This is a genomic window from Halorientalis sp. LT38 (genome assembly GCF_037031225.1).
In the GTDB taxonomy this organism is placed as follows: domain Archaea; phylum Halobacteriota; class Halobacteria; order Halobacteriales; family Haloarculaceae; genus Halorientalis; species Halorientalis halophila.
This window is the reverse complement of the sequence record NZ_JAYEZN010000001.1, coordinates 3,242,321-3,261,852: the sequence shown is the minus strand read 5'-3', so window position 1 is coordinate 3,261,852 and position 19,532 is coordinate 3,242,321. Positions and strand designations below refer to the sequence as shown.

The 19,532-nt window shown below is 68.9% G+C and carries 21 protein-coding genes; 11 read left to right on the top strand and 10 right to left on the bottom strand.

Annotated features, from left to right (window positions below):
• Window positions 1–179 precede the first annotated feature (179 nt).
• Window positions 180–644, bottom strand: coding sequence for an aspartate carbamoyltransferase regulatory subunit (pyrI, locus tag U5918_RS16885; protein WP_336002913.1), 465 nt, complete (start codon window positions 642–644; stop codon window positions 180–182).
• A complete protein-coding gene (gene pyrB / locus U5918_RS16880; RefSeq protein ID WP_336002911.1) occupies window positions 641–1,555 on the bottom strand; it encodes an aspartate carbamoyltransferase in 915 nt (304 codons plus the stop codon). The genes pyrI and pyrB overlap by 4 nt, the downstream gene beginning before the upstream one ends.
• 100 nt (window positions 1,556–1,655) lie before the next feature.
• Here pyrB and U5918_RS16875 point away from each other — a divergent pair, with 100 nt between their 5' ends.
• Window positions 1,656–2,309 (top strand): MinD/ParA family ATP-binding protein, encoded by a 654-nt coding sequence (locus U5918_RS16875; protein WP_336002910.1) that lies wholly within the window; start codon window positions 1,656–1,658, stop codon window positions 2,307–2,309.
• 29 nt (window positions 2,310–2,338) lie between these two features.
• Window positions 2,339–2,968, top strand: a complete 630-nt coding sequence (locus tag U5918_RS16870) for an RAD55 family ATPase (RefSeq protein ID WP_336002908.1) — start codon at window positions 2,339–2,341, stop codon at window positions 2,966–2,968.
• A gap of 17 nt (window positions 2,969–2,985) precedes the next feature.
• Here the strand turns inward: U5918_RS16870 and U5918_RS16865 are convergent, their stop codons facing one another.
• A complete protein-coding gene (locus tag U5918_RS16865; protein ID WP_336002906.1) occupies window positions 2,986–3,828 on the bottom strand; it encodes a bacteriorhodopsin in 843 nt (280 codons plus the stop codon).
• 187 nt (window positions 3,829–4,015) lie between these two features.
• A complete protein-coding gene (locus tag U5918_RS16860) occupies window positions 4,016–5,002 on the bottom strand; it encodes an FKBP-type peptidyl-prolyl cis-trans isomerase (protein ID WP_336002904.1) in 987 nt (328 codons plus the stop codon).
• Window positions 5,003–5,165: 163 nt separating this feature from the next.
• On the opposite strand from U5918_RS16860, the gene cyaB reads away from it, so the two are divergent.
• From cyaB to U5918_RS16840, 4 genes are all read left to right on the top strand, one after another.
• Entirely contained in the window at window positions 5,166–5,723 is a 558-nt protein-coding gene (cyaB, locus tag U5918_RS16855) for a class IV adenylate cyclase (RefSeq protein WP_336002903.1), read from the top strand.
• A gap of 60 nt (window positions 5,724–5,783) precedes the next feature.
• Complete coding sequence (locus U5918_RS16850) at window positions 5,784–6,986, top strand: methionine adenosyltransferase (RefSeq protein WP_336002902.1); 1,203 nt, start codon at window positions 5,784–5,786, stop codon at window positions 6,984–6,986.
• A 34-nt stretch (window positions 6,987–7,020) separates the two neighbouring features.
• On the top strand, window positions 7,021–7,893 hold the full coding sequence (locus tag U5918_RS16845; protein ID WP_336002901.1) for a phosphatase PAP2 family protein: 873 nt from the start codon (window positions 7,021–7,023) through the stop codon (window positions 7,891–7,893).
• A 72-nt stretch (window positions 7,894–7,965) separates the two neighbouring features.
• On the top strand, window positions 7,966–8,538 hold the full coding sequence (locus U5918_RS16840) for a DUF5804 family protein (RefSeq protein WP_336002899.1): 573 nt from the start codon (window positions 7,966–7,968) through the stop codon (window positions 8,536–8,538).
• A gap of 20 nt (window positions 8,539–8,558) precedes the next feature.
• Here U5918_RS16840 and U5918_RS16835 read toward each other — a convergent pair whose 3' ends face one another.
• A complete protein-coding gene (locus U5918_RS16835; RefSeq protein ID WP_336002897.1) occupies window positions 8,559–9,560 on the bottom strand; it encodes a PLP-dependent cysteine synthase family protein in 1,002 nt (333 codons plus the stop codon).
• A gap of 109 nt (window positions 9,561–9,669) precedes the next feature.
• Between U5918_RS16835 and U5918_RS16830 the strand changes: the two genes are divergently transcribed.
• Window positions 9,670–10,125 carry a DUF488 domain-containing protein gene (locus U5918_RS16830; RefSeq protein WP_336002896.1) on the top strand — a complete coding sequence of 152 codons (456 nt, stop codon included), beginning with the start codon at window positions 9,670–9,672 and terminating at the stop codon, window positions 10,123–10,125.
• Window positions 10,126–10,196: 71 nt separating this feature from the next.
• Entirely contained in the window at window positions 10,197–10,607 is a 411-nt protein-coding gene (locus tag U5918_RS16825; RefSeq protein WP_336002894.1) for a TlpA family protein disulfide reductase, read from the top strand.
• A 129-nt stretch (window positions 10,608–10,736) separates the two neighbouring features.
• Here the strand turns inward: U5918_RS16825 and U5918_RS16820 are convergent, their stop codons facing one another.
• Window positions 10,737–12,905, bottom strand: a complete 2,169-nt coding sequence (locus tag U5918_RS16820) for a thioredoxin domain-containing protein (protein ID WP_336002892.1) — start codon at window positions 12,903–12,905, stop codon at window positions 10,737–10,739.
• A 104-nt stretch (window positions 12,906–13,009) separates the two neighbouring features.
• Here U5918_RS16820 and purD point away from each other — a divergent pair, with 104 nt between their 5' ends.
• Complete coding sequence (gene purD, locus U5918_RS16815; RefSeq protein WP_336002891.1) at window positions 13,010–14,302, top strand: phosphoribosylamine--glycine ligase; 1,293 nt, start codon at window positions 13,010–13,012, stop codon at window positions 14,300–14,302.
• Here purD and U5918_RS16810 read toward each other — a convergent pair.
• A complete protein-coding gene (locus U5918_RS16810) occupies window positions 14,299–15,414 on the bottom strand; it encodes a GNAT family N-acetyltransferase (protein ID WP_336002889.1) in 1,116 nt (371 codons plus the stop codon). The two genes, purD and U5918_RS16810, sit on opposite strands and share 4 nt — an antisense overlap.
• A gap of 121 nt (window positions 15,415–15,535) precedes the next feature.
• Here U5918_RS16810 and U5918_RS16805 point away from each other — a divergent pair, with 121 nt between their 5' ends.
• On the top strand, window positions 15,536–16,105 hold the full coding sequence (locus U5918_RS16805; protein ID WP_336002887.1) for an acyltransferase: 570 nt from the start codon (window positions 15,536–15,538) through the stop codon (window positions 16,103–16,105).
• 3 nt (window positions 16,106–16,108) lie between these two features.
• Here U5918_RS16805 and U5918_RS16800 read toward each other — a convergent pair whose 3' ends face one another.
• Both U5918_RS16800 and dacZ read right to left on the bottom strand, forming a co-directional pair.
• Window positions 16,109–16,888 (bottom strand): mechanosensitive ion channel domain-containing protein, encoded by a 780-nt coding sequence (locus tag U5918_RS16800; RefSeq protein ID WP_336002885.1) that lies wholly within the window; start codon window positions 16,886–16,888, stop codon window positions 16,109–16,111.
• Complete coding sequence (gene dacZ, locus U5918_RS16795) at window positions 16,888–17,700, bottom strand: diadenylate cyclase DacZ (RefSeq protein WP_336002883.1); 813 nt, start codon at window positions 17,698–17,700, stop codon at window positions 16,888–16,890. Before dacZ ends, U5918_RS16800 begins: the two co-directional genes overlap by 1 nt.
• A gap of 164 nt (window positions 17,701–17,864) precedes the next feature.
• On the opposite strand from dacZ, the gene U5918_RS16790 reads away from it, so the two are divergent.
• Window positions 17,865–18,689, top strand: a complete 825-nt coding sequence (locus U5918_RS16790) for an alpha/beta fold hydrolase (protein ID WP_336002881.1) — start codon at window positions 17,865–17,867, stop codon at window positions 18,687–18,689.
• A gap of 18 nt (window positions 18,690–18,707) precedes the next feature.
• On the opposite strand, the gene U5918_RS16785 is transcribed toward U5918_RS16790, so the two are convergent.
• The gene (locus tag U5918_RS16785) at window positions 18,708–19,508 is read right to left on the bottom strand and encodes an SDR family NAD(P)-dependent oxidoreductase (protein WP_336002880.1); all 801 of its coding nucleotides are present in this window, start codon (window positions 19,506–19,508) and stop codon (window positions 18,708–18,710) included.
• Between the last annotated feature and the right edge of the window lie 24 nt (window positions 19,509–19,532).

Sequence of the window (19,532 nt, the reverse complement as noted above, 5' to 3'; positions counted from 1 at the left end):
CAACCCACCCTCACTCGCTGATCGCGAGGCGGTAGACGAGGACGATGGCGACCAGGGCGGCCACCAGCTTGACCTTCGTTGACATTGCGTGACAAGCGACGACGTGTCGGGCTATAATCTTTCCGGGGAACGGACGTGTCCAGACGGGCCTGGACCGCTCCGGAGCGGGTGCGGGCCGGTCAGTCGACGTGGATGTGCTCGGCGATGGACTCTCGGATGATCGTGTCGCAGTAGGCACAGCGCACGCCCTCTTCGAGGACGGCGAAGCGCGAGTCGACCGGTTCGTCCTTCGTCGTGATGCAGTTGCGGTTTGGACAGCGGAGGACGCCGACGACCTCACCCGGGCGCTCGACGCGGTGTTTCTCGACCACGTCGTAGTCCCGGACGATGTTGATGGTCGCCGCGGGCGCGATCAGCGACAGGACGTCGACCTCGTCCTGGCTCAACTCGCGGCCCTCGACCTTCACGACGTCCTTGCGACCCAGTCGGTCCGAGGGGACGTTCATCCCGATGGAGACCTCTTCGCCGCCGGAGCCGTCGATCCCCAGGATCGCCAGGACGTTCAGGGCCTGGCCGCCCGTGACGTGGTCGATGACGGTGCCCTCGGTGATCTTGCTGACGCGGAGTTGCTGGTCGTCCGTCATTGCGATCCCTCCAGAATCTGGTCGAGCAGCGCCATCCGAACCGGGACGCCGTTGTGGGCCTGCTGGAAGTAGCGGGCGTGGTCGGTCTCGTCGACGTCGGCCGCGATCTCGTCGACTCGCGGCAGCGGATGCATCACGACCAGGTCGTCCTTCGCGTCCGCGAGCGTCTCGGCGTCGATCTGGTACTCGCCGGCGACCTTGCGGTACTCGTCCTCGTCGGGGAACCGCTCGGCCTGGATCCGGGTGACGTAGAGCACGTCGAGCGTCTCCAGGACCTCCTCCAGGTCCGTGTGTTCCCGCATCGACGCGCCGGCCTCGTGGAGGTCGTATCTGACCCCCCGGGGGAGTTTCAGGCTCTCGGGGCTGACGAAGTGCTGCTGGGCGTCGAAGTTCGTCAGCGCGTGAGCCAGCGAGTGGACCGTCCGACCGTACTTCAGGTCGCCCATGATCCCGACCGTCAGGTCGTCGAACCCGGCCGACTCGCGGATGGTGTAGAGGTCGAGCAGGGTCTGTGTCGGGTGCTGGCCGGCCCCGTCGCCGGCGTTGATCAGCGGTACGTCGACGAACTCGCTGGCCATCTTCGCCGACCCTTCGAGCGGGTGGCGCATGACGAGCGCGTCGGCGTACCCTTCGACGACGCGGACGGTATCGGCGAGGCTCTCGCCTTTCTTGACGCTCGACTGGTCGACCGGCCCCATGTCGACGATGTCCCCGCCCAGCCGTCGCATCGCCGTGACGAAGCTCATCTTCGTGCGCGTGCTCGGCTCGAAGAAGAGCATCCCCAGCAGCTTCCCGTCGTGGCGGTCGGCCAGCGCGCCCGGGTCCGCGGCGATCTCCGCCGCGCGGTCCAGCACCGACTCGATGTCGGCCCGCGAGAGGTGTTTCGCGCTGATGATGTGATCGTCCCGCATCGAGAGAACCCGCGACCCGCGTCCCCTTGAATCCCTCGTTAGCCCGACCGGTCCGACCCGTCCCGAAGGTTCAAGACCGAGTGCGCGACCAGGGTCGGCCATGCTCGCGATCGCCGGCGGAAAGGGCGGCTGCGGGAAGACGACCACGACCCACCGGCTCGGCCGCGCGCTCGCCGAACTCGGGGCGAGCCCCCTCCTGGTCGACGCCGACGTCGAGATGCCCGACCTCCACAGCCACGCCAGCGTCCCGCCCGATCCCGGCCTCCCCGCCGTGGCCCAGGGAGATCGGCCCCGGAGCGTCGCGCACACCCCCGAAACCCGCCCGAACCTGGCCGTCCTCCCGAGCGCGGGGGCGGACCCCGACGACCTCACGGCGGCCGCGTCCCGGCTACGCGAGTGGCCCGGTCCCGTCCTGCTCGACTGTCCGGCCGGCGCGCTCCGGGACGCCGCGCGACCCCTGCGCGTGGCCGATCGGACGCTGCTCGTCACGACGCCCAGGCCCGCTGCGCTGGGCGATGCGATCAAGACGGCCGCGATGGCCGCCGAACTCGACGCGCCGGCCGAGGGTGCCGTGATCGTCGAGACGACCCCGGCCGACGACGCCGACAGGGTACCGACGGCCGCCGCGCGCGAGGCCCTCACCTGCCCCGTTTCGGCCCGGATTTCCTACACCGGTGAGGGAGGTCACCCGCCCGAAGCAGTTCGTTCGGCCTACAGGTCGCTCGCAAGAAAGGTTCGGCAACGGAATATTTAATCTGCTGGATACGCTTGGCTGTTTATACTATGGAGAATCGGCTCCGGACCGGGATCGACGTCCTCGACCGGAAGCTCAACGGGGGGATCCCGGCCGGGAGCATCGTCGCGCTCTGTGCGGACCCGGCGAGCCAGGCCGAACTCTTCCTCTACGAACTCACCGCGACGCGCGGCACGCTCTATCTCTCTCTCGATCGCTCCGAGGAGGCCGTCACCGACAGTATCCGCAACTCGCCCACCGAGACGGGCGACCCCACCGTCCGGCACATCCCGGGGGAAGCGCCGCTCGACAACGCCGGCAAACTCGTCTCCGCGCTGCCCGAGACCTCGAACCTCATCATCGACCCGGTGAACGTTCTCGAGACCCAGGAACCCCCGTCGCGGTTCCGGAACTTCATGAACGACCTCCAGAACCACATCTTCAACACCGGCTCGCTGGCGGTCCTGCACTGCCTGACGGGCCACCAGATCCCGCGACTCCGTGACTCGACGGAGCACTTCGCGGACGTGGTCTTCCAGCTCGAGACCGGGACGAACGGCGACGACGTCGAGAACCGGCTCGCGATCCCCAAGTTCCGCGGCGGCCGCGCGCCCTCCGACGTCATCAAACTCGATCTGGTGGAGGAGGTCTCCATCGACACCTCCCGGGACATCGCCTGACGGGTCGGGCGGTCCTCTCAGTCGTCGATCGCTGCAGTTCCCACCGCGTCGGCCTGGGCGGCCGCGACCGTGTCCTCGTTGGCAGCCACCCAGCGCAAGAGCAGGAACGCGAACACGTACTTCGCCACCACGTCCAGCAGGGAGTACCCCCACGACGTGACCGTCGCGTCGAGGAGAGCGAACCCCTCCGCGCCGAGCGCCCAGAGGATCGGGTAGCCGAGCCAGAGAACCACCGTCAGCAACTGGAGCGTCCGGAAGATCTCCGCGGTGCCAGCCCGGCGGGCGTCGGCCGGCCACTCGACCAGGAGCACGTAGAGGACGACGAGGAAGAAGGCACAGCCGATGGCGAAAAACGCCCAGCGAAAGAGGAGGGACGAGGTCACCAGCGCGGCCATGAGCCCGGTGACACACATGCCGACGTCGGTGGTGATCACCGTGAACAGTTTCGTCGCGTTCGTGCCCGCGAGCAGGCCGAGCGCCAGCAGGATCATCGGCGTCGAGAACGTCCAGGTGAGGTAGCGGCCCCACGGCGAGAAGACCTGCTCACCGGCCAGCGGGTGGCCCGCCGGCATCTCGAGCAGGGAGACCGTGAGCCCCGACAGGAGCCCGAGGTAGCTCACGAGCGAGACGAGCGGGACGAGTAACGTCGCCACCCAGATCAGTCGCGCGCGGGCCGTCGAGACGGTCCGTCCCATGGAGACGAACAGGAGAATCGAGAGCCCCGCGAGGGCGACGTTCACCCAGAGCGAAGCGCTCAGGAGGGCGTTCTCGCGGATCACTTCGGACGCGTCCGCCTGCGCCTGGAGGGGGACGCCGAACTGTACGAGCGTCGAGCCGTCGGTGACGACCGGTTCGAGCATGCTTGTGGAACCTCGGTAGCACTCGGTGCGTGTGATACGGCCGCCCCCAGCACAGGTACCTCGCGGACGGTGAAAAAACGCGCCCCGGAATACTCACGTCTGGTGGAAGGTCGCCGGCGCCCCCAACAGGGGCCGAGACGCCGGGTCGCGTCGCTCCAGGAGTTGCGAACGGAAACCGACCGGGGGGTTACTCGTTTGCTTCCTCGGCCGCGCCTTCGATCTCTTCCATGATCTCGTCGGCGTCGACGTCGGCGTCCTCGAGGGCCTCCTCGATGTCCTCGCCGCCGGGGCCGCCGCCCATGCCGCCCATCATGCCGCCCATGCCCATCCCCATGCCGGAGCCGTCGATGATCTCCTGGATGATCACGCGATCCAGGCCCAGGAGGTCGGTGACCTGCTGGCAGATCTGCTGTTTCTGCATCATCCACTGCTGGTTCATGCTCAGCTGCGGGGTCGCCTCGATGTAGAGAGTCTCCTTCTCGACCTCGACGACCTCCGTCTCGGGTTCGGGCGCTTCCTCCTCATCGTCCTCGTCGGACTGGACGAGCTGTTCCTCCTCGACCTCGTCGGTCTGGAGCCACATCTCCAGCTCCATGCCGAGGTACATGTCGATCAGGCTGCGGGCCTGTTCGAGCTGGTCCTCGACGACGCCGACGACCTCGTAGTCGTACTCGATGGCCTCGCCGGCCAGCGGGTGGTTGAAGTCAACGCGGGCGCGGCCGCCGACGAGGGTCTCGACGCGGCCCTGCTGACCGTCGATCTGGACCTGCGCGCCGGGGTACTGGTCGTCCTCGGGGATCTTGTTGACGCTCACGGTGCGGACGTCGTCCTCGTCGAACTCGCCGAAGGCTTCCTCGGCGGGGATCTCGACGCTGCCCGATTTGCCGACCTCGCCGCCGATGATGTCGTCCTCGACGGCCTCGAAGATGAAGCCCTCGCCGAGCACCAGGGTACGGGGCTCGAACTCGCGGTCTTCCTCGTCCAGACCCTCTTCCTCGGCGACCTCGGGGTCGGTCGTGTCGACGATCATGCCCTCTTCGACGGTGCGGGCGGTGTAGTCCAGTTCGATGAAGTCGCCCGGCTGGAATCCCGTCTGTTCGGACTCGTCGGTCTCCTCGCTCTCCGCGACGTCATCGGCCTGTTCGGCCTCGTCGGCCTCGGCTTCGTCACTCATACCGTGAAGGTCAGGGGTTACGCCTATAAGCACAACGTTTCGACCCGACTTCCAGACACCTCGCGAGACCTGCACGAACGCACGGCTCCGGGTCCGCGCTCGCCCGATGCGGGGTGCGGGCGGAATCCCGTCGCTTTAGTCCCGCCCCGCGAATCGACTGGGTATGTACGAGGTCGAGGTCAAGGTCCGGGCCGACCACGCGGCCGTCTGCGAGCGACTGGACGCCCTTTCCGCCGACCCGCTGGGGACCGTGACACAGGTCGACACCTACTTCGACGCGCCCCACCGGGACTTCGCCGAGACGGACGAGGCGCTGCGCCTCCGCGAGGAACGCAGCGAGGGCGGGTCCGTGACGGAACTGACCTACAAGGGGCCGCTCGTCGAGGCCGCGTCCAAGACCCGCGAGGAGATCGAGTCCGCCGTCGCCGACGGCGAGAACGTCCGGGCGATCTTCGCGGCGCTGGGGTTCGAACCGGCCGCCACCGTCGAAAAGGTGCGCGAGCGCTTCGCCGTCGGGGATTTCACCGTCACGCTCGACGCCGTCGACGGGGTCGGCGAGTTCGTCGAGGTCGAGACCGAGTGCGAGCGCGAGGCCGACGTCGAACGCGAACGCGAAGCGGCCGAGGACCTGCTGCGCGACCTCGACCTCGACCCCGACGACGGCATCCTGACCTCATACCTCGGGATGGTGCTCGCCGCCGACGATGATGTTTCTGAGTAATTCTGTCACTGGCGAAATTTCCGGAAGTTATAGAATCCCCACCTGCCAACGACACAGGTAATGACCGACAGGAACATCCGCGTCGAGCCGACCAATCGGCTCGCGGTAGAGGATCAGGAGGTCGAGATCGTCGAGCGCAAGGGGATCGGCCACCCGGACTCCATCTGCGACGGCGTTGCCGAGCGCGTCTCGCAGGCGCTCGCACAGGCCTACATCGAGCGGGTGGGGAAGCCGCTTCACTACAACACCGACGAGACGCAACTGGTCGCCGGCAGCGCCGCGCCGGCGTTCGGCGGCGGCGAGATCCAGGAACCGATCTACCTGCTGATCGTCGGCCGCGCCACCAAGGAGTACGAGGGTACGAAGATACCGGCCGAGACCATCGCGCTGGAGGCAGCCCGCGAGTACCTCAACGAGGAGATCCCACAGCTGGACGTGGGTCGCGACGTGATCGTCGACGTGAAACTCGGCGAGGGCAGCGGCGACCTCAGGGACGTCTTCGGCGAGGACGGCGCGGTTCCGATGGCCAACGACACGAGTTTCGGCGTCGGCCACGCGCCCCTCACCGAGACCGAGCGGATCGTCTACGAGACCGAGCACCGTCTCAACGGGGAGTACGCCGACGAGAACCCCGAGGTCGGCCCGGACGTGAAGGTGATGGGCAAACGCGAGGGCGACCACGTCGACGTGACCGTCGCCGTCGCGATGATCGACCAGCACGTCCCGGACATGGACGCCTACAAAGAGGCCGTCGAGGGGGTCCGCGAGTACGTCGGCGACCTGGCGCGCTCGATCACGGACCGCTCGGTCACCGTCCACGTCAACACCGCCGACGACTACGAGGACGGGGCGATCTACCTGACCTGCACCGGGACCTCCGCGGAGATGGGGGACGACGGCTCCGTCGGGCGAGGGAACCGCGCGAACGGCCTCATCACGCCCAACCGGCCGATGAGCATGGAGGCCACCAGCGGGAAGAACGCCGTCAACCACATCGGCAAGATCTACAACCTCCTCTCGACGGACGTCGCCGAAGCCGTCGTCGACGAGGTCGACGGGATCCGCGAACTCCAGATCCGCCTGCTCAGCCAGATCGGGCGCCCGATCGACCAGCCACACGTCGCCGACGCCCACGTCGTCACGGAGGACGGCGTCTCCGTGGCCGACATCGAGGACGAGGTGACCGCAATCGTCGACGAGCGTCTGGCCGACGTGACCTCGATCACCCAGCGCGCGATCGACGGCGACCTCTCGACCTTCTGAGTCGCCCGTGCTCGGACCCGGGCGTTCCGTCGGCGTGGCTGACTGGCTCCACGGGTACGCGGAGGGGCCGATCCTCGTCGCGGTCGCCCTGCTCACGCAACTGGGAGACGTCTGGTTGCTCTTCCTGTTGGGCGGCGTCGCGTACGTCGCGGCCGACGAAGTCCCGCGGCTGGGGCTCGACCGGCGACGTGGCCTCTTCCTGTTCGCAATCGTGCTGACCTACGTCGCGCTGATCGGCGTCCTCAAGGGTCTCTTCGACCTCCCTCGACCGCCCGGCGCCGGCGAGGCGCCCGCGTTCTCGTGGCTCCCACCACTGCTCGAGGGGGCTCTCGCGGGCGCTGCGACGGCCGACGGACACGGCTTTCCGAGCGGCCACGCGCTCGGGACGACGATGGGCTGGGGCGGGCTGGCGCTCCTGCTCGACGACGAGTCCGTCCGGACGCGGGTCGGCCTCGCGGCCGGCGTGATCGCGCTCGTTTCCCTCTCCCGGCTCGCCCTCGGCGTCCACTACCTCGTGGACGTCGTGGCAGGCGCCGCCGTCGGACTCGTTGTCCTGACCGGTCTCTACCTCCTCGCGGACCGGGGAACGGCCCCCGCCCGGGTCCTCGCCGTCGCCGTCGCGGTCGGGGTGCTGGGCCTCCTCGTCGGCGTCACGTTCGACAGCGTGGCCGCGCTGGGCACCGCCGTCGGCGCGTGGCTCGCGTGGCGCGGCGTGGCCGCGAGGACGCCCGCACAGCCGACAGGTCGTCGCGAGGTCGTCGCCGGCCTCGCCGTGCTCGCACTCGCCGGCGGGCTCTTCGGCGCCGTCTACGCGCTCGAACCGGCGCATCCCGTCACCTTCCTCGGGGCCGGGCTGACGGGGGCCGGGGTGGTCGGCGCGCCGCTGGTCGGGAGTCGGCTCGCCTGACAGGCTCCGGGCGGGGCCGCTCGCCCGCAGAGAGCCGAAACCGCTTTGCGTCGGGGCTCTGTGTGCTCAGCCATGACCCAGGTCTGTCTCGTCGGCAACCGGGAGGTGAACCTCCGGTACGAGTTGCTGTCACGCGAGACGGCCCGCGACGCGCTGGCGACCTACGACCTGCGCGAGCCCTTCGAGAACACCGTGGTCGTCGAGACGGTGAGCCTCGGCGCCGCGGTCGCGCTGCTCAACGACCTGAACTGGTATCTCGTCCGGTTCACCCGCGACACGTTCGTCCGCGAGGCGAGCGTCAGCGAAGAGGAGTGGCTCTCCCGAAAGCTGGCCGCGGCCGTCCGCGACGACGAACTGACCCCCGAGGAGACAGAGCGCTTCCTGAAGATCTACGGGGTCGCGACGGACGAGGGCTCCGAGAACGACTTCGAGAGCGACGACGAGGCCGCCGGCCCCGAGAACGATGAGGGGGCGGAAGACGACGCGCCCCCCGAACCCGCCACGGAGTCGCCCCCGGAGCTCGTCGAACCGATGTACGTCACCCGGACGGGCCCGGAACTGCCCGAGTACGACCTCCGGGACGTGGACGAGACGCTCGTCGTCAGGGTGACCGAGGACGAGTTCGGCGGCGAGAAACAGCGGTAGGGTGGTCGCGCGGCTCCCCCTCAGCCGTCGAACATCCCGGTGGACATGTACCGCTCCCCCGAGTCCCAGAAGACGGTGAGGACGAGCGGGCAGTCGGCGAACGCCGCGTCGCCGGGATCGGTCGGGCCGTCGCCGTCCATCACGATACCCGCACCTGGGCCGCCCTCGTCGGGGGAGGGCGGGCAGGTCGCGTCGGGATCGGCCAGGCGCTCGGCGACGCGGTGGGCGACGACGTTGGTCCCGCCCGAGGACTGCCCGACGAGGATCCCCTCCTCGCGGGCGAGGCGGCGACACTCCGCTTCAGCCGCCTCGATGCCGACGGTCTCGACCGAGTCGATGAGGTCGGTGTCGAGGTTGTCGCTGACGAAGCCCGGGCCCATCCCTTGGAAGTCGTCGGCGCCTGACTCGCCGGTCGAGAGCACGGCGTTGGTGTCCGGCTCGACGGCGACGACCTCCATCTCGGGGTACGCCTCTTTCAGTCGGCGTGCCGTCCCCGAGAGGGTGCCACCGGTCCCGACGCCGGCGACGAAGGCGTCGGGGGTACGGCTGCCGAGCTGGTCGATGATCTCCGGGCCCGTCGAGCGGTAGTGGGCCTCCGGGTTGTTCGGGTTCTCGAACTGACGGAGCTGAACCATCCCCGCCTCGGCTTCGAGGCGGTCGGCGACCTCGCGGGCGTCTTCCATCTCGCCCTCGACCAGTTCCAGGTCGGCACCGTAGGCCTTCATGAGATTGCGTCGCTCCTCGGACTTCGAGGCGGGCATGACGATGGTGACGTCGTACCCTTTCGCGGCGGCGACGAGCCCGATGCCGATGCCGGTGTTCCCCGACGTCGGCTCGACGAGGTGGTCGCCGGGTTCGATCTCGCCGGCGGCCTCGGCGGCCTCGACCATCGCGAGGGCTGGCCGATCCTTGGCGGAACCGCCCGGGTTCTTCGACTCGACCTTCGCGGCGACGGTCGCCCCGGGCGGCGACCGCACCTGTACCAGCGGCGACCCGACCGTCTCGAGGATCGACGAATGCATTTGTTCCCGGTAGGCCACCCCGGCATAAGTGCCCACGGTCGCCGGCAGTGCTGGCCTCGGTCGCCGACGGCCGCCGGGGTTTTTGGTCGCGCCGGCCCTCCCCTCCGCCATGACACGTACCTCGAACGACGCCGGTGCGGTCGAGGAGACGTACGTCGCCGCCCTCCAGCACGACCTCGTGGCGTTCGACGACGCCGCCCTCGTCGGCGTCGTCCGCCAGCCCACGGGCTGGTTCCACGGCGCCGTCGACGAGAACCGCCCGGAACTCGGCCCACCCGAGGACCTCCTCGAGGAGACCAAGCAGCGCCAGGAAGACCTCAAACTCCAGGGGATGTGCGACGAGGGAGCCCACAACGCCGCCTGGGAGGAGGTCGACTTCGAGGCTCGCTACCGCGAGCACGTCGAGTCCTCGGACGCCGCCCAGGAGACGCTCGACGACCTGGCCGACCGGGTTCGATCCGGTGAGACGGTCGTCCTCGTCTGCTTCGAGGCCGAGAAGAAGCAATGTCACCGACACGCGCTGGTCGACCTGCTGGAGCGACGGGTGGCCGATGGGTCGGTCTGAACCGCTCGACTCGCGACGTCGGGCCTCTCTCGAACGCACCGGTTAAGGCCGCCGACTGTGTTGGGAGAGACATGAGCGAACGCGGTCGACTCACGACGATGGAACCGGACCCGGTCTGGGACGAGGATTCCTACGGGGAAACCGTGGAGACGCTCTCGAACCTGGACGACGACGTGGTGTTCCGGGTCTGGGGCGGCGACTGGTGCAAGGACTGTCGGGCACAGTTGCCGTCCTTCGGCGCGGCCCTGGTGGCCGCGGGCGTGTCCGAGGACCGGATCGAGCATTACCCGACGGAGAAGGAAGACGACGGCTCGAAGACCGGGCCGAGCGTCGAGGAGTACGGCATCGAGTACATCCCGACTGTCGTGGTCGAGGACGGGGAAACGGGTGAGGAACTCGCCCGCTTCGTCGAGGAGGCGGAGGTTCCCATCGCCGTCTACCTGGCGAACGAACTCGAAGACCAAGCGTCGGTGGCGAACTGACACCAACGACTCGGTAGCGGTCAGGGGAAGTTCTGGAGCCAGTTGCCAGCTACGCCTTCGGACGGCGTAGCAGGCCCTCACTCCGATTCCGGTGACAATGACGACGACTGGTGGGACTGAGCAGAGCGTTCAGTCAGCCGTGGTCGACCCGGACTCGGCGAACCAGTCGAGCGCCTCGTGAACGTCGTGCGTGGGCGGCGAGCAGGTGAAGGACCGGCAGGCGTAGACCGTCGGTTCGTCGTCTCGCGCCGCCCGATCGGCCCAGATGGGCGGCGCCTCGTCGAGTTCGAGCGCGTCGAGCCACGAGTCCAGGCCGTCGGCCGTCGGCGGCCGGTGTGCGAGTACCCGTCCGGGCAGGTACGCCGCGCCGATGACCGCTCGCCAGTCGTCGGGCAGCGAGTCGGCGGCGACGGTCAGTTCAGAGTGCCCGTTCTCGTAGGCGTCGGCGGCCAGCACGAGCGAGGTGTGCCTGAGCGGCCCGGACTCGATCTCGCTCGCGTGGGTCGCGAGCGCGCGCTCGGCGATCTCTGCGAACCCCTCGCGAGGCACGAAGTGATCGAGCGCGAGGAGGAGTTCGGCGGCCACGCCCGCGCTGGAGGGCGTCGACTGGTCGGTGAGTTCCTGCGGCCGGGCGACCAGTGACTCGCCGTCGGCGGGCGTGAAGTAGAGCGTCCCCTCGTCGGCGTCCCAGAAGTTCTCCTCGATGGCCCGGGCGAGGTCGAGCGCGAACGCGAGGTGGTCGACGTCGCCGGTCACCTGGAACAGGTCGAACGCGCCCCGGGCGAGGAAGGCGTAGTCCTCGAGGTAGCCGTCGACGCTGACGTCGCCGTCCTTGTACCGCCGGGAGAGGCGCCGTTCCTCGGCGTCCCAGAGGTGCTCGCGGCAGAAGTCCAGGGCCTCGACCGCCGGCTCGGCGGCCTGGGGGCCCGCCACGAGGCCCGCTTCGGCGTACGCCGAGAGCGTCAGGCCGTTCCAGCCGGCCAGGACCTTCTCGTCGCGACGGGGGCGTGGGCGCTCGGCGCGAGCGTCGAAGACCGCCTCGGTCGCGCGGTCGAGGACCGACTCGACGGCGTCGGCGTCGAGGTCGTAGGCGTCGGCGAGGTCGGCGACTGACGCGACGATCGTCAGAACGGTCCGGCCCTCGAAGTTGCCGGGTTGGGTGACGCCGTAACGGTCGCAGAACAGGTCGGCGGCGGTCTCGGCGTCGACGGCCGCGTCGAGGGAGGCGAACTCCAGACCGTCGACGGCCTCGCGGACCTCGTCAGGGGTCCAGACGTAGAAGGCGCCTTCCTCCTGATCGCCCGACTCGCCCTCGCTCTGGGCGTCGAGCGTGCTGAAAAAGCCCCCGTCGTCGTGCTGGAGTTCGCGGGAGACGAACTCGAGCGCGTCGAGCGCCCGCTCGCGGTAGCGGTCGTCGCCGGTGACCTGATAGCCGGCCAGCAGCGCGCGGGGAATCTCGGCGTTGTCGTACAGCATCTTCTCGAAGTGCGGGACGGTCCAGTCCCTGTCGGTGCAGTAGCGGTGGAACCCACCGCCGACGTGGTCGTAGAGCCCGCCCCCGATCATTGCGTCGAGGGCCTCGGTCGCGACCTCGCGGAAGGGGTCGCGGCCGGTCCGATCGTGGGCCCGGAGGAGGACGTGGACCCGGCCGGCCTGGGGGAACTTTTGGCCGCGACCCCAGCCGCCGTGCTCGCGGTCGGCACCACGGACGGCCGCCTGCGCGGCGGGTTCGAGGGTGCCCGCGGGGGCGTCGTCGGCCGGTTCCGGCGTCTCCTCGAGTTCGCCGCGGATCGCGTTCGCCCACTTCTCGGCGCGCTCGGCGATCCCCTCGCGGTCGGTCTCCCAGCTCTCCCGGATATCGGAGAGCAGGTCGCCGAAGCCGGGCATCCCCCGCTTCGGTTCCGGCGGGAAGTAGGTTCCCACGAAGAAGGGGTCGCCCTCGGGCGTCAGGAAGACCGAGAGAGGCCAGCCGCCGGTCCCCTGCGTCATCTGGCAGATGCTCTGGTAGATCGAGTCCAGGTCGGGGCGCTCCTCGCGGTCGACCTTGATCGGGACGAAGTCGTCGTTGAGACGGCGGGCGATCTCGGGGTCCTCGAAGCTCTCCTCCTCCATGACGTGACACCAGTGGCAGGCGGAGTAGCCGATGGAGAGGAAGATGGGATCGTCCCGTTCCCGGGCGGCGTCGAGGGCGGCCTCGTCCCAGGGCTGCCAGTTGACGGGGTTGTCGGCGTGCTGCCGGAGGTAGGGGCTCTCCTCCGCGTCGAGGCGGTTGCGGTCGGTGGGGGCAGCGTCGCTCATAGATTCGGCTACGCCCCGGGGCTACTTGAGGGCCGGGACCCGCCGCTCGGGGCTCGTAGCGGGCTATGGCAACGCTTACGTGACCGTGGGTTGCGATTTCGCGTATGACAGAGACAGTGCTGCTGGTGGGTGGCGGTGGCCGCGAGCACGCCATCGCCCGCGCGCTGGCGGACTCGGACGCGGACCTGTACGCCTGCGCCGGCAACCGCAATCCCGGAATCGCCGAGATTGCCGTCGAGTTCGAGACCCTCGATACGACGACGCCGCCGGCCGTCCGCTCCTTCGCCGAGGAGGTCGACGCCACGCTGGCCGTCATCGGTCCCGAGGCCGCCCTCGAGGCCGGCGTCGCCGACGCCCTCGACGACGCGGGCATCTACACGTTCGGTCCACAGGAGGAAGAGGCCCGCATCGAGACGGACAAGGGGTTCCAGCGCCGGTTCATGGAGAAACACGACGTCCCCGGCTGTCCGGACTTCGCGGAGTTCCGGGACGCCGAGGCCGCCTGCGAGTACGTCGACGAGTACGACGGCGACCTCGCAGTGAAGCCCGCCGGCCTCACCGGCGGCAAGGGCGTCCGGGTCATCGGCGATCAGGTCGACGCCGAGGAGGCCAAAGAGTACATCCGCGAGTCCGAGTACGACCGGATCGTCCTCGAGGAGCGCCTGATCGGCGAGGAGTTCACGATCCAGGCCTTCGTCGCCAACGGCGAGTTGCGCGTCACCCCCGCCGTGCAGGACCACAAGCGCGCCTACGAGGGCGACGAGGGGCCCAACACGGGCGGGATGGGCAGTTACAGCGACGGCTCGCTCGAACTCCCCTTCATGAGCGAGGACGAGTACCGCGACGCCGTCGACGTGCTCCGCGCGGTCGTGGACGCCCTCGACGGGTACAAGGGCGTCCTCTACGGGCAGTTCATGCTCACCGCCGACGGCATCAAGGTGGTCGAGTTCAACGCCCGCTTCGGCGACCCCGAGGCGATGAACACGCTGCCCGTGCTGAACACGGACTTCCTCGACGTGCTCACGGCCGCCCGTGACGACGAGAAACTCCCGAAGCTCCAGTTCCAGCGCCAGGCCACCGTCTGCAAGTACGCCGTCCCGGACGGCTACCCGACCGACCCCGAGAGCGGGGCGAAGGTCACCATCGACGACGAGTCCGCGGGCGAGGCCATCCTCTTCTACGCCTCCGTCGACGAGCGCGAGGACGGGATCTACACCACCACCTCCCGCTCGTTCGCGGTCGTCGGCGTCGCCGACTCGATCACCGAGGCCGAGGAGATCGCCGAGGACGCCCTCGAACGGGCCGGGACCGACGGTCTCCGGGTTCGCCACGACATCGGCAAGTCCGACCTCGTCCAGCGCCGTATCGACCACATGGCCGAGTTGCGAAGCGACTAGGCGACGTCCTGGTCCGACAGCGAGAGCTGCCAGTTCTCCGCCGCGTCCAGTTCCACACCACCGAGCTGCCAGTTCCCGTCCGGTTCAGGGAGCGGCCGCGCGACGTGGGTCGTGTCCGTCCCGAACCGTGAGAGCGGGAACCGATCGTCGGCGACGAACCCGTGGTGGGCGAGCACGGCGGGCGGGATGGGATTCGCCGTCGCCGTCAGGACGGCCGCCCGCGGGGCGTCGGCCACCGCGGCACCGACGAGCGCGGCGAAGGCGGCTCGGCTCCCGCCAGCCAGCGGCAGGGCGTCGGCGAGCAGCGTGGTTCGCGCCCCCGAACCGCTTTCAGTACAGGTGACGAGGCTGCCCACGAGTCGTCCGTCCCGGCGGGCCAGATACGTCCGGACCGTCCAGTCGGGGTTGGCGAACCGCCAGTCGAGAAAGGATTCGTCCCGGACGACGTGGATCCGGTCCGGCACGGACCGGCGGTAGAGGTCCGCGAGCGTCACCGTCGGAACGCCGTCGATGCGTTCGACCGCCACGTCCGTCGGCGCGTCCGCCAGCCAGTCGCGGGTCCCGAGATATCCGCGTGCGAGCGGCGTCGCGAGCGTCGCTGCGATGCGAGCCCGGCGACCGCCACCCCGTCGCCGGGCGACCGCCGGCGGATCCTGCACCCGGTAGTAGGTCGTCGTCCGGCCGACGGTCCGCCAGCCGAGTTTCGTCAGAAGCGGCCGCAGTGGCGGCGACGGGAAGTTGAAGTACAGCGCGGCGTCGCCGTCGCGATCGATCCGCGCCTCGGTCATCCGCGTCGCCAGCCCCTCGCCCCGGTGGTCGGGATGGACGATCCAGTCGACCGGCTGGAGAGCCGTCACCGTCTCGCCGCCGATCGAGAGCCGGTAGGGGAGGACGGGTTCGGCGCCGACGAGCTCGCCGTCGCGCTCCGCGAAGACGATGCGGACGCCGTCTGCCGCTGGATTGTCGCGGAACCGCCAGTCGAACCAGTCGGCGTGGCGCCGTCGCCCCCAGACCGTCCCGTGGAGGTCGAGGAACCGTTCGTCGTCCCCCGCCTGGAAGCCCCGAATCTCGTAGCTCGGTTCGCGCTGCGTGGCGGGCGTGGTCGACTTCATGTGTTTTCCGGATTCGACGCCGTCCTCACAGGTTACTATGCAGTATATACCCCGGGTAGGGACCGACTACGAGTGCGTCGATGGGTACCTTTGATATCCGTCGCCGTCGAACCGCTCTGTCGTGACCGACGAATCAGATCCCGGTTCGGCCGGCGCGGGGGCGGCCGATGGGGACGTCACCGGCGGCGCCGAGGGAGACACCGGCCGGCCCGGGCGCCACGAGGCCACGACCGTCCACGCGACCGGCGGACCGAAGAACTCCCTCCAGCACTGGCTCGAGGCGCGCAACCCGCTCGTGGTCTGTCTCAACTACGCGGTGATCGTCCTCGCCCGTATCGCGCCCAGTCTCCGGCTGAAGAGCTGGCTGCTGCGCCGGATCGGCGTCACCGTCGGCGAGGGGGTCTCCTGGGGACTCGAATCGACGCCCGACGTGTTCTGGCCCGAACTGATAACGGTCGAGGATCACGCCATCGTCGGCTACGACGCGACGCTGCTCTGTCACGAGTTCCTGCAGGACGAGTACCGGACCGGGGAGATCGTCGTCCGCGAGCGGGCGATGATCGGGGCGGGCGCCATCGTGCTCCCGGGCGTCGAGATCGGCGCGGGCGCACAGGTGGCTGCGAACTCACTGGTCACCGAGGACGTGCCGCCGGAGACGACCGTTGCCGGCGTGCCGGCCGAGGAAGTCTAACACTTAGTCGCGGATCCGGACGATCCCGTCGCGGAGGATCTGCTGGTTCGGGATGATGTACTCGGTGCCGTCGTTCTCCACGTGGGTGACGAACAGGTCGACCTCCTGGACGATCCCCGTCCGTTCACCGACGCGGATCTCGTCGCCGATGCTGTAGGGTTCGTTCAGGAGGAGGTAGACGCCGGCCGCGCCGGCAGAGAGCAGGTCGCGGAAGGCCATCCCACCGAGGAAGATGATGCCGAAGACGTACGCCGCGAGCAGGATGAGCAGTGCACGGGTCGCGACGCCGAGCTGGTTCAGCGCGATCAGGCCGGCGATGTAGAAGATGCTGTACTTCACGAGCGTCGGGATGACGCCGACCTCGGGGAGTTTGACGCCCCGGAGGTACTCGCTGACCAGCAGGGCCGCCTTGTCGCCGACGACGAGGCCGGCGATGACCGCCAGCACGGCGATGAACACCTGCGGGAGCAGGGCGGCGAAGAAGGGGAGGACGGCGACCATCTGGAGCAACCCCGCGACGTCGAGCGCGGCGATGGTGGTGCCGATGTAGACCGAGAACGCGACCAGTTGCGAGAGCAGGCCGACCGTCGAGGTGCCCAGTCCGCGAGCGGAGCGCTCGAAGGCCGTCCCCTCGACGACCTCCGGGAGACCGATGGCCCGGAGGAGGCGGCGAATCAACAGGCCCAGCAGGTAGCCGGCGACGAGCCCGAAGACGAAGATGGCGCTCGCGACGAGGAAGGGCGAACTCGTCAGGTACCGCAGAGCGGCCTCCAGCGTTACCATCAGTACTCCTCCGGGTCCAGTTCGAGGATCAGCTCACCGCCCTTGAACGCACGCACCAGCCCGTCGCTCTCGCTGAGCACGATCGCGACGGCGTTCGTGTCCCGGGTAATCGCTCCCGCCGCCATGTGTCGCGCGCCGAGGCCTTTCGGGATGTCGACGCCCTCCGCGGAGGGTTCGAGGTAGCGATAGGCCGAGACGATCTTCCCCGAATCGGAGATGACGAAGGCGCCGTCCAGCCGGGAGAACTCCTTGAGCATCACGTTCACGATCGGGTCACCGACGTGGACGTGGGACTTCTCGAAGGGGTTGTACGAGAGCGGGCGGGACTTGTTCATCACCTTCCCGGCGTCGCCGACGACGAACAGCGCGCCGACGGGTTTGCCCTTCTGGCCTTTCTTCCCGAGTTCGACGGCCACTTCCAGGACGTCACGGATGACCGCCGGATCGGCCCGGGAGTTCGTGAACAGGCCGTAGACGCCCGAGGGCGAGAAGTCGCTGGCCCGGACGCGCATCACCGTGTCGATGTCGTCGTCGAAGGTCTTGACGGCGCAGGCGATCTCGTCGCCGTCCTCGACGAGTTCCTGGCCGAGCGCCCCTTCGACGCCGAAGCGGACGCGGCTGGCCACGTCGTTGAACTCGAGCGGGAGTTCGACGTACTCGTCGGCCCCGACCGAGTCGTCCGGGGCGACGACCACGACCGGCGTGTCCTCGACGTCCTCGAAGTCCTCGTAGAAGGAAGAACTCGGGGAAAACAGGAAGACGGCGTCCACGTCGGAGACCAGTTCCCCGAGCAGGTCGCGCAAATCGCTCATTGCCGTACAGACTTGGCAGATGCGATTAAGTTTTGCGGCCCGTCCGTCGCGCGTCCGTCGTCCGTCAGACCCGCCAGAATCCGCGTCGCGCCGGATTGGCCGCGCCGCTGGACCCCCACGACTGGGGGCCAGTCCTTTTACGGCCGCCCGCCGTGGTCCGGGTCATGTCAGACCTCCCGGACGATCCCGACCCGGCGACGCGACTGTACCGACACCGTACGGAGACCGTCTCAGAAGAGCGTGGCACCGGCCCGGCGGTCGTGTTCGCCCACGGCACCCTGATGGACTGGACGATGTTCGAACCGCAACTCGAGGCGCTCTCGGACGAGTACCGCACCATCGCCTACAACCTCCGGGCCCGCACCGACCGCTTCGGGGGCCCGTACGACCTCGACGACCTGGCCGACGACTGTCGCGCCCTCATGGACGCGAAGAACGTCGACTCCTGCGTCCTCGTCGGCATGTCGATGGGCGGGTTCATGGCGCTGCGCTTCGCGCTCCGGTACCCGGACCTGCTCGACGGCATCGTCCTGATCGACAGCATGGCGACGCCCCACGACGAGGCCGAACAGCAACAGTACGGCGACATGGTCGACGAGGCGAAAGCCCAGGGCGACGTCCCCGACCCGATGGCCGAAGCCGTCTCGCACATGCTGTTCGGACAGACCTCGATCGAGGAGCGGTCCGACCTCGTCGAGCACTGGAAAGACCGATGGCTGACCTACCCCGGCGAAGCGGTCCACGACGAGGTCAAGTCCTGGCTCCACCGGCCGGGCGTCGAGGACCGACTGGACGAGATCGAGGTGCCGGTCCTGATCACCCACGGCGAAGAGGACGTCTCGATCGAACCCGAGCGCGCCGAACCGATGGTCGAGCAGTTGCCCGACGCCCGGATGGAACGGATCCCCGAGGCCGGCCACTCCTCGAACACCGAGAACCCCGAAGCCGCGAACGCTGCGATCCGTGAGTTCCTCGACGAGGTGTACTGACCGGCGGTCCTCGCCGGCTCAGATCGCGGTCCAGCCGCCGTCGACGACGAAGGTCGATCCGGTACAGTACGACGAGGCCTCCGAGGCGAGATAGAGCGCGATCCCCTTGAGTTCGGCCGGTTGGGCGAATCGACCGAGCGGCGTCCGGTCCTCGATTTGGTCGTGAAGGTCTTCGACGGCCGGGGATTCGGCGGCCGTCTCGCTCAACAGCCCGTGACCGATACTGGTTCGGACGTAGCCCGGACAGACGGCGTTGACCCGCACCGCGGGGGCGAGTTCGGCGGCCAGCTGTTTCGTGAGTTGCTTGGCCCCGCCCTTCGAGGCCACGTAGGGCCCGATGCCGATCGCGGGTTCGGCGACGAAGCTGAGCATCGACGCGGTGACGACCAGTCGGCCGTGCCCTTGCTCCTCCATGACTGTACCCGCCGCTTTGGTCGTCAGGAACACGCCGTCGAGGTTCACGCCGTTGATCTCCCGCCAGTCTTCGAGCGAGACGTTCGTGAGTTTGTTGCCCAGCCCCGAGATGCCGGCGTTCGCGAAACAGGCGTCGAGGCCGCCGAGTTCGTCGACGGTCCGCTCGACCATTCGTTCACAGTCGGCCTCTTCCGTCACGTCGGCCTCGATCGGCAGGACCGTCGCGTCCGTCGCGGCCCGGAGGTCCGCGGCGGTGTCTGCGAGCCCGGATTCGTCTATGTCCGCGAGGGCGACGTCGGCACCGGCTTCGGCCATCGCCTCGGCGTAGGCCGCCCCGATCCCGCTCGCGGCCCCCGTGACGAGTGCGACGTCGCCGTCGACGCGGAACTGATCGAGAACCGTCACCGGTGCCCCCCTCGCGACCGTCCG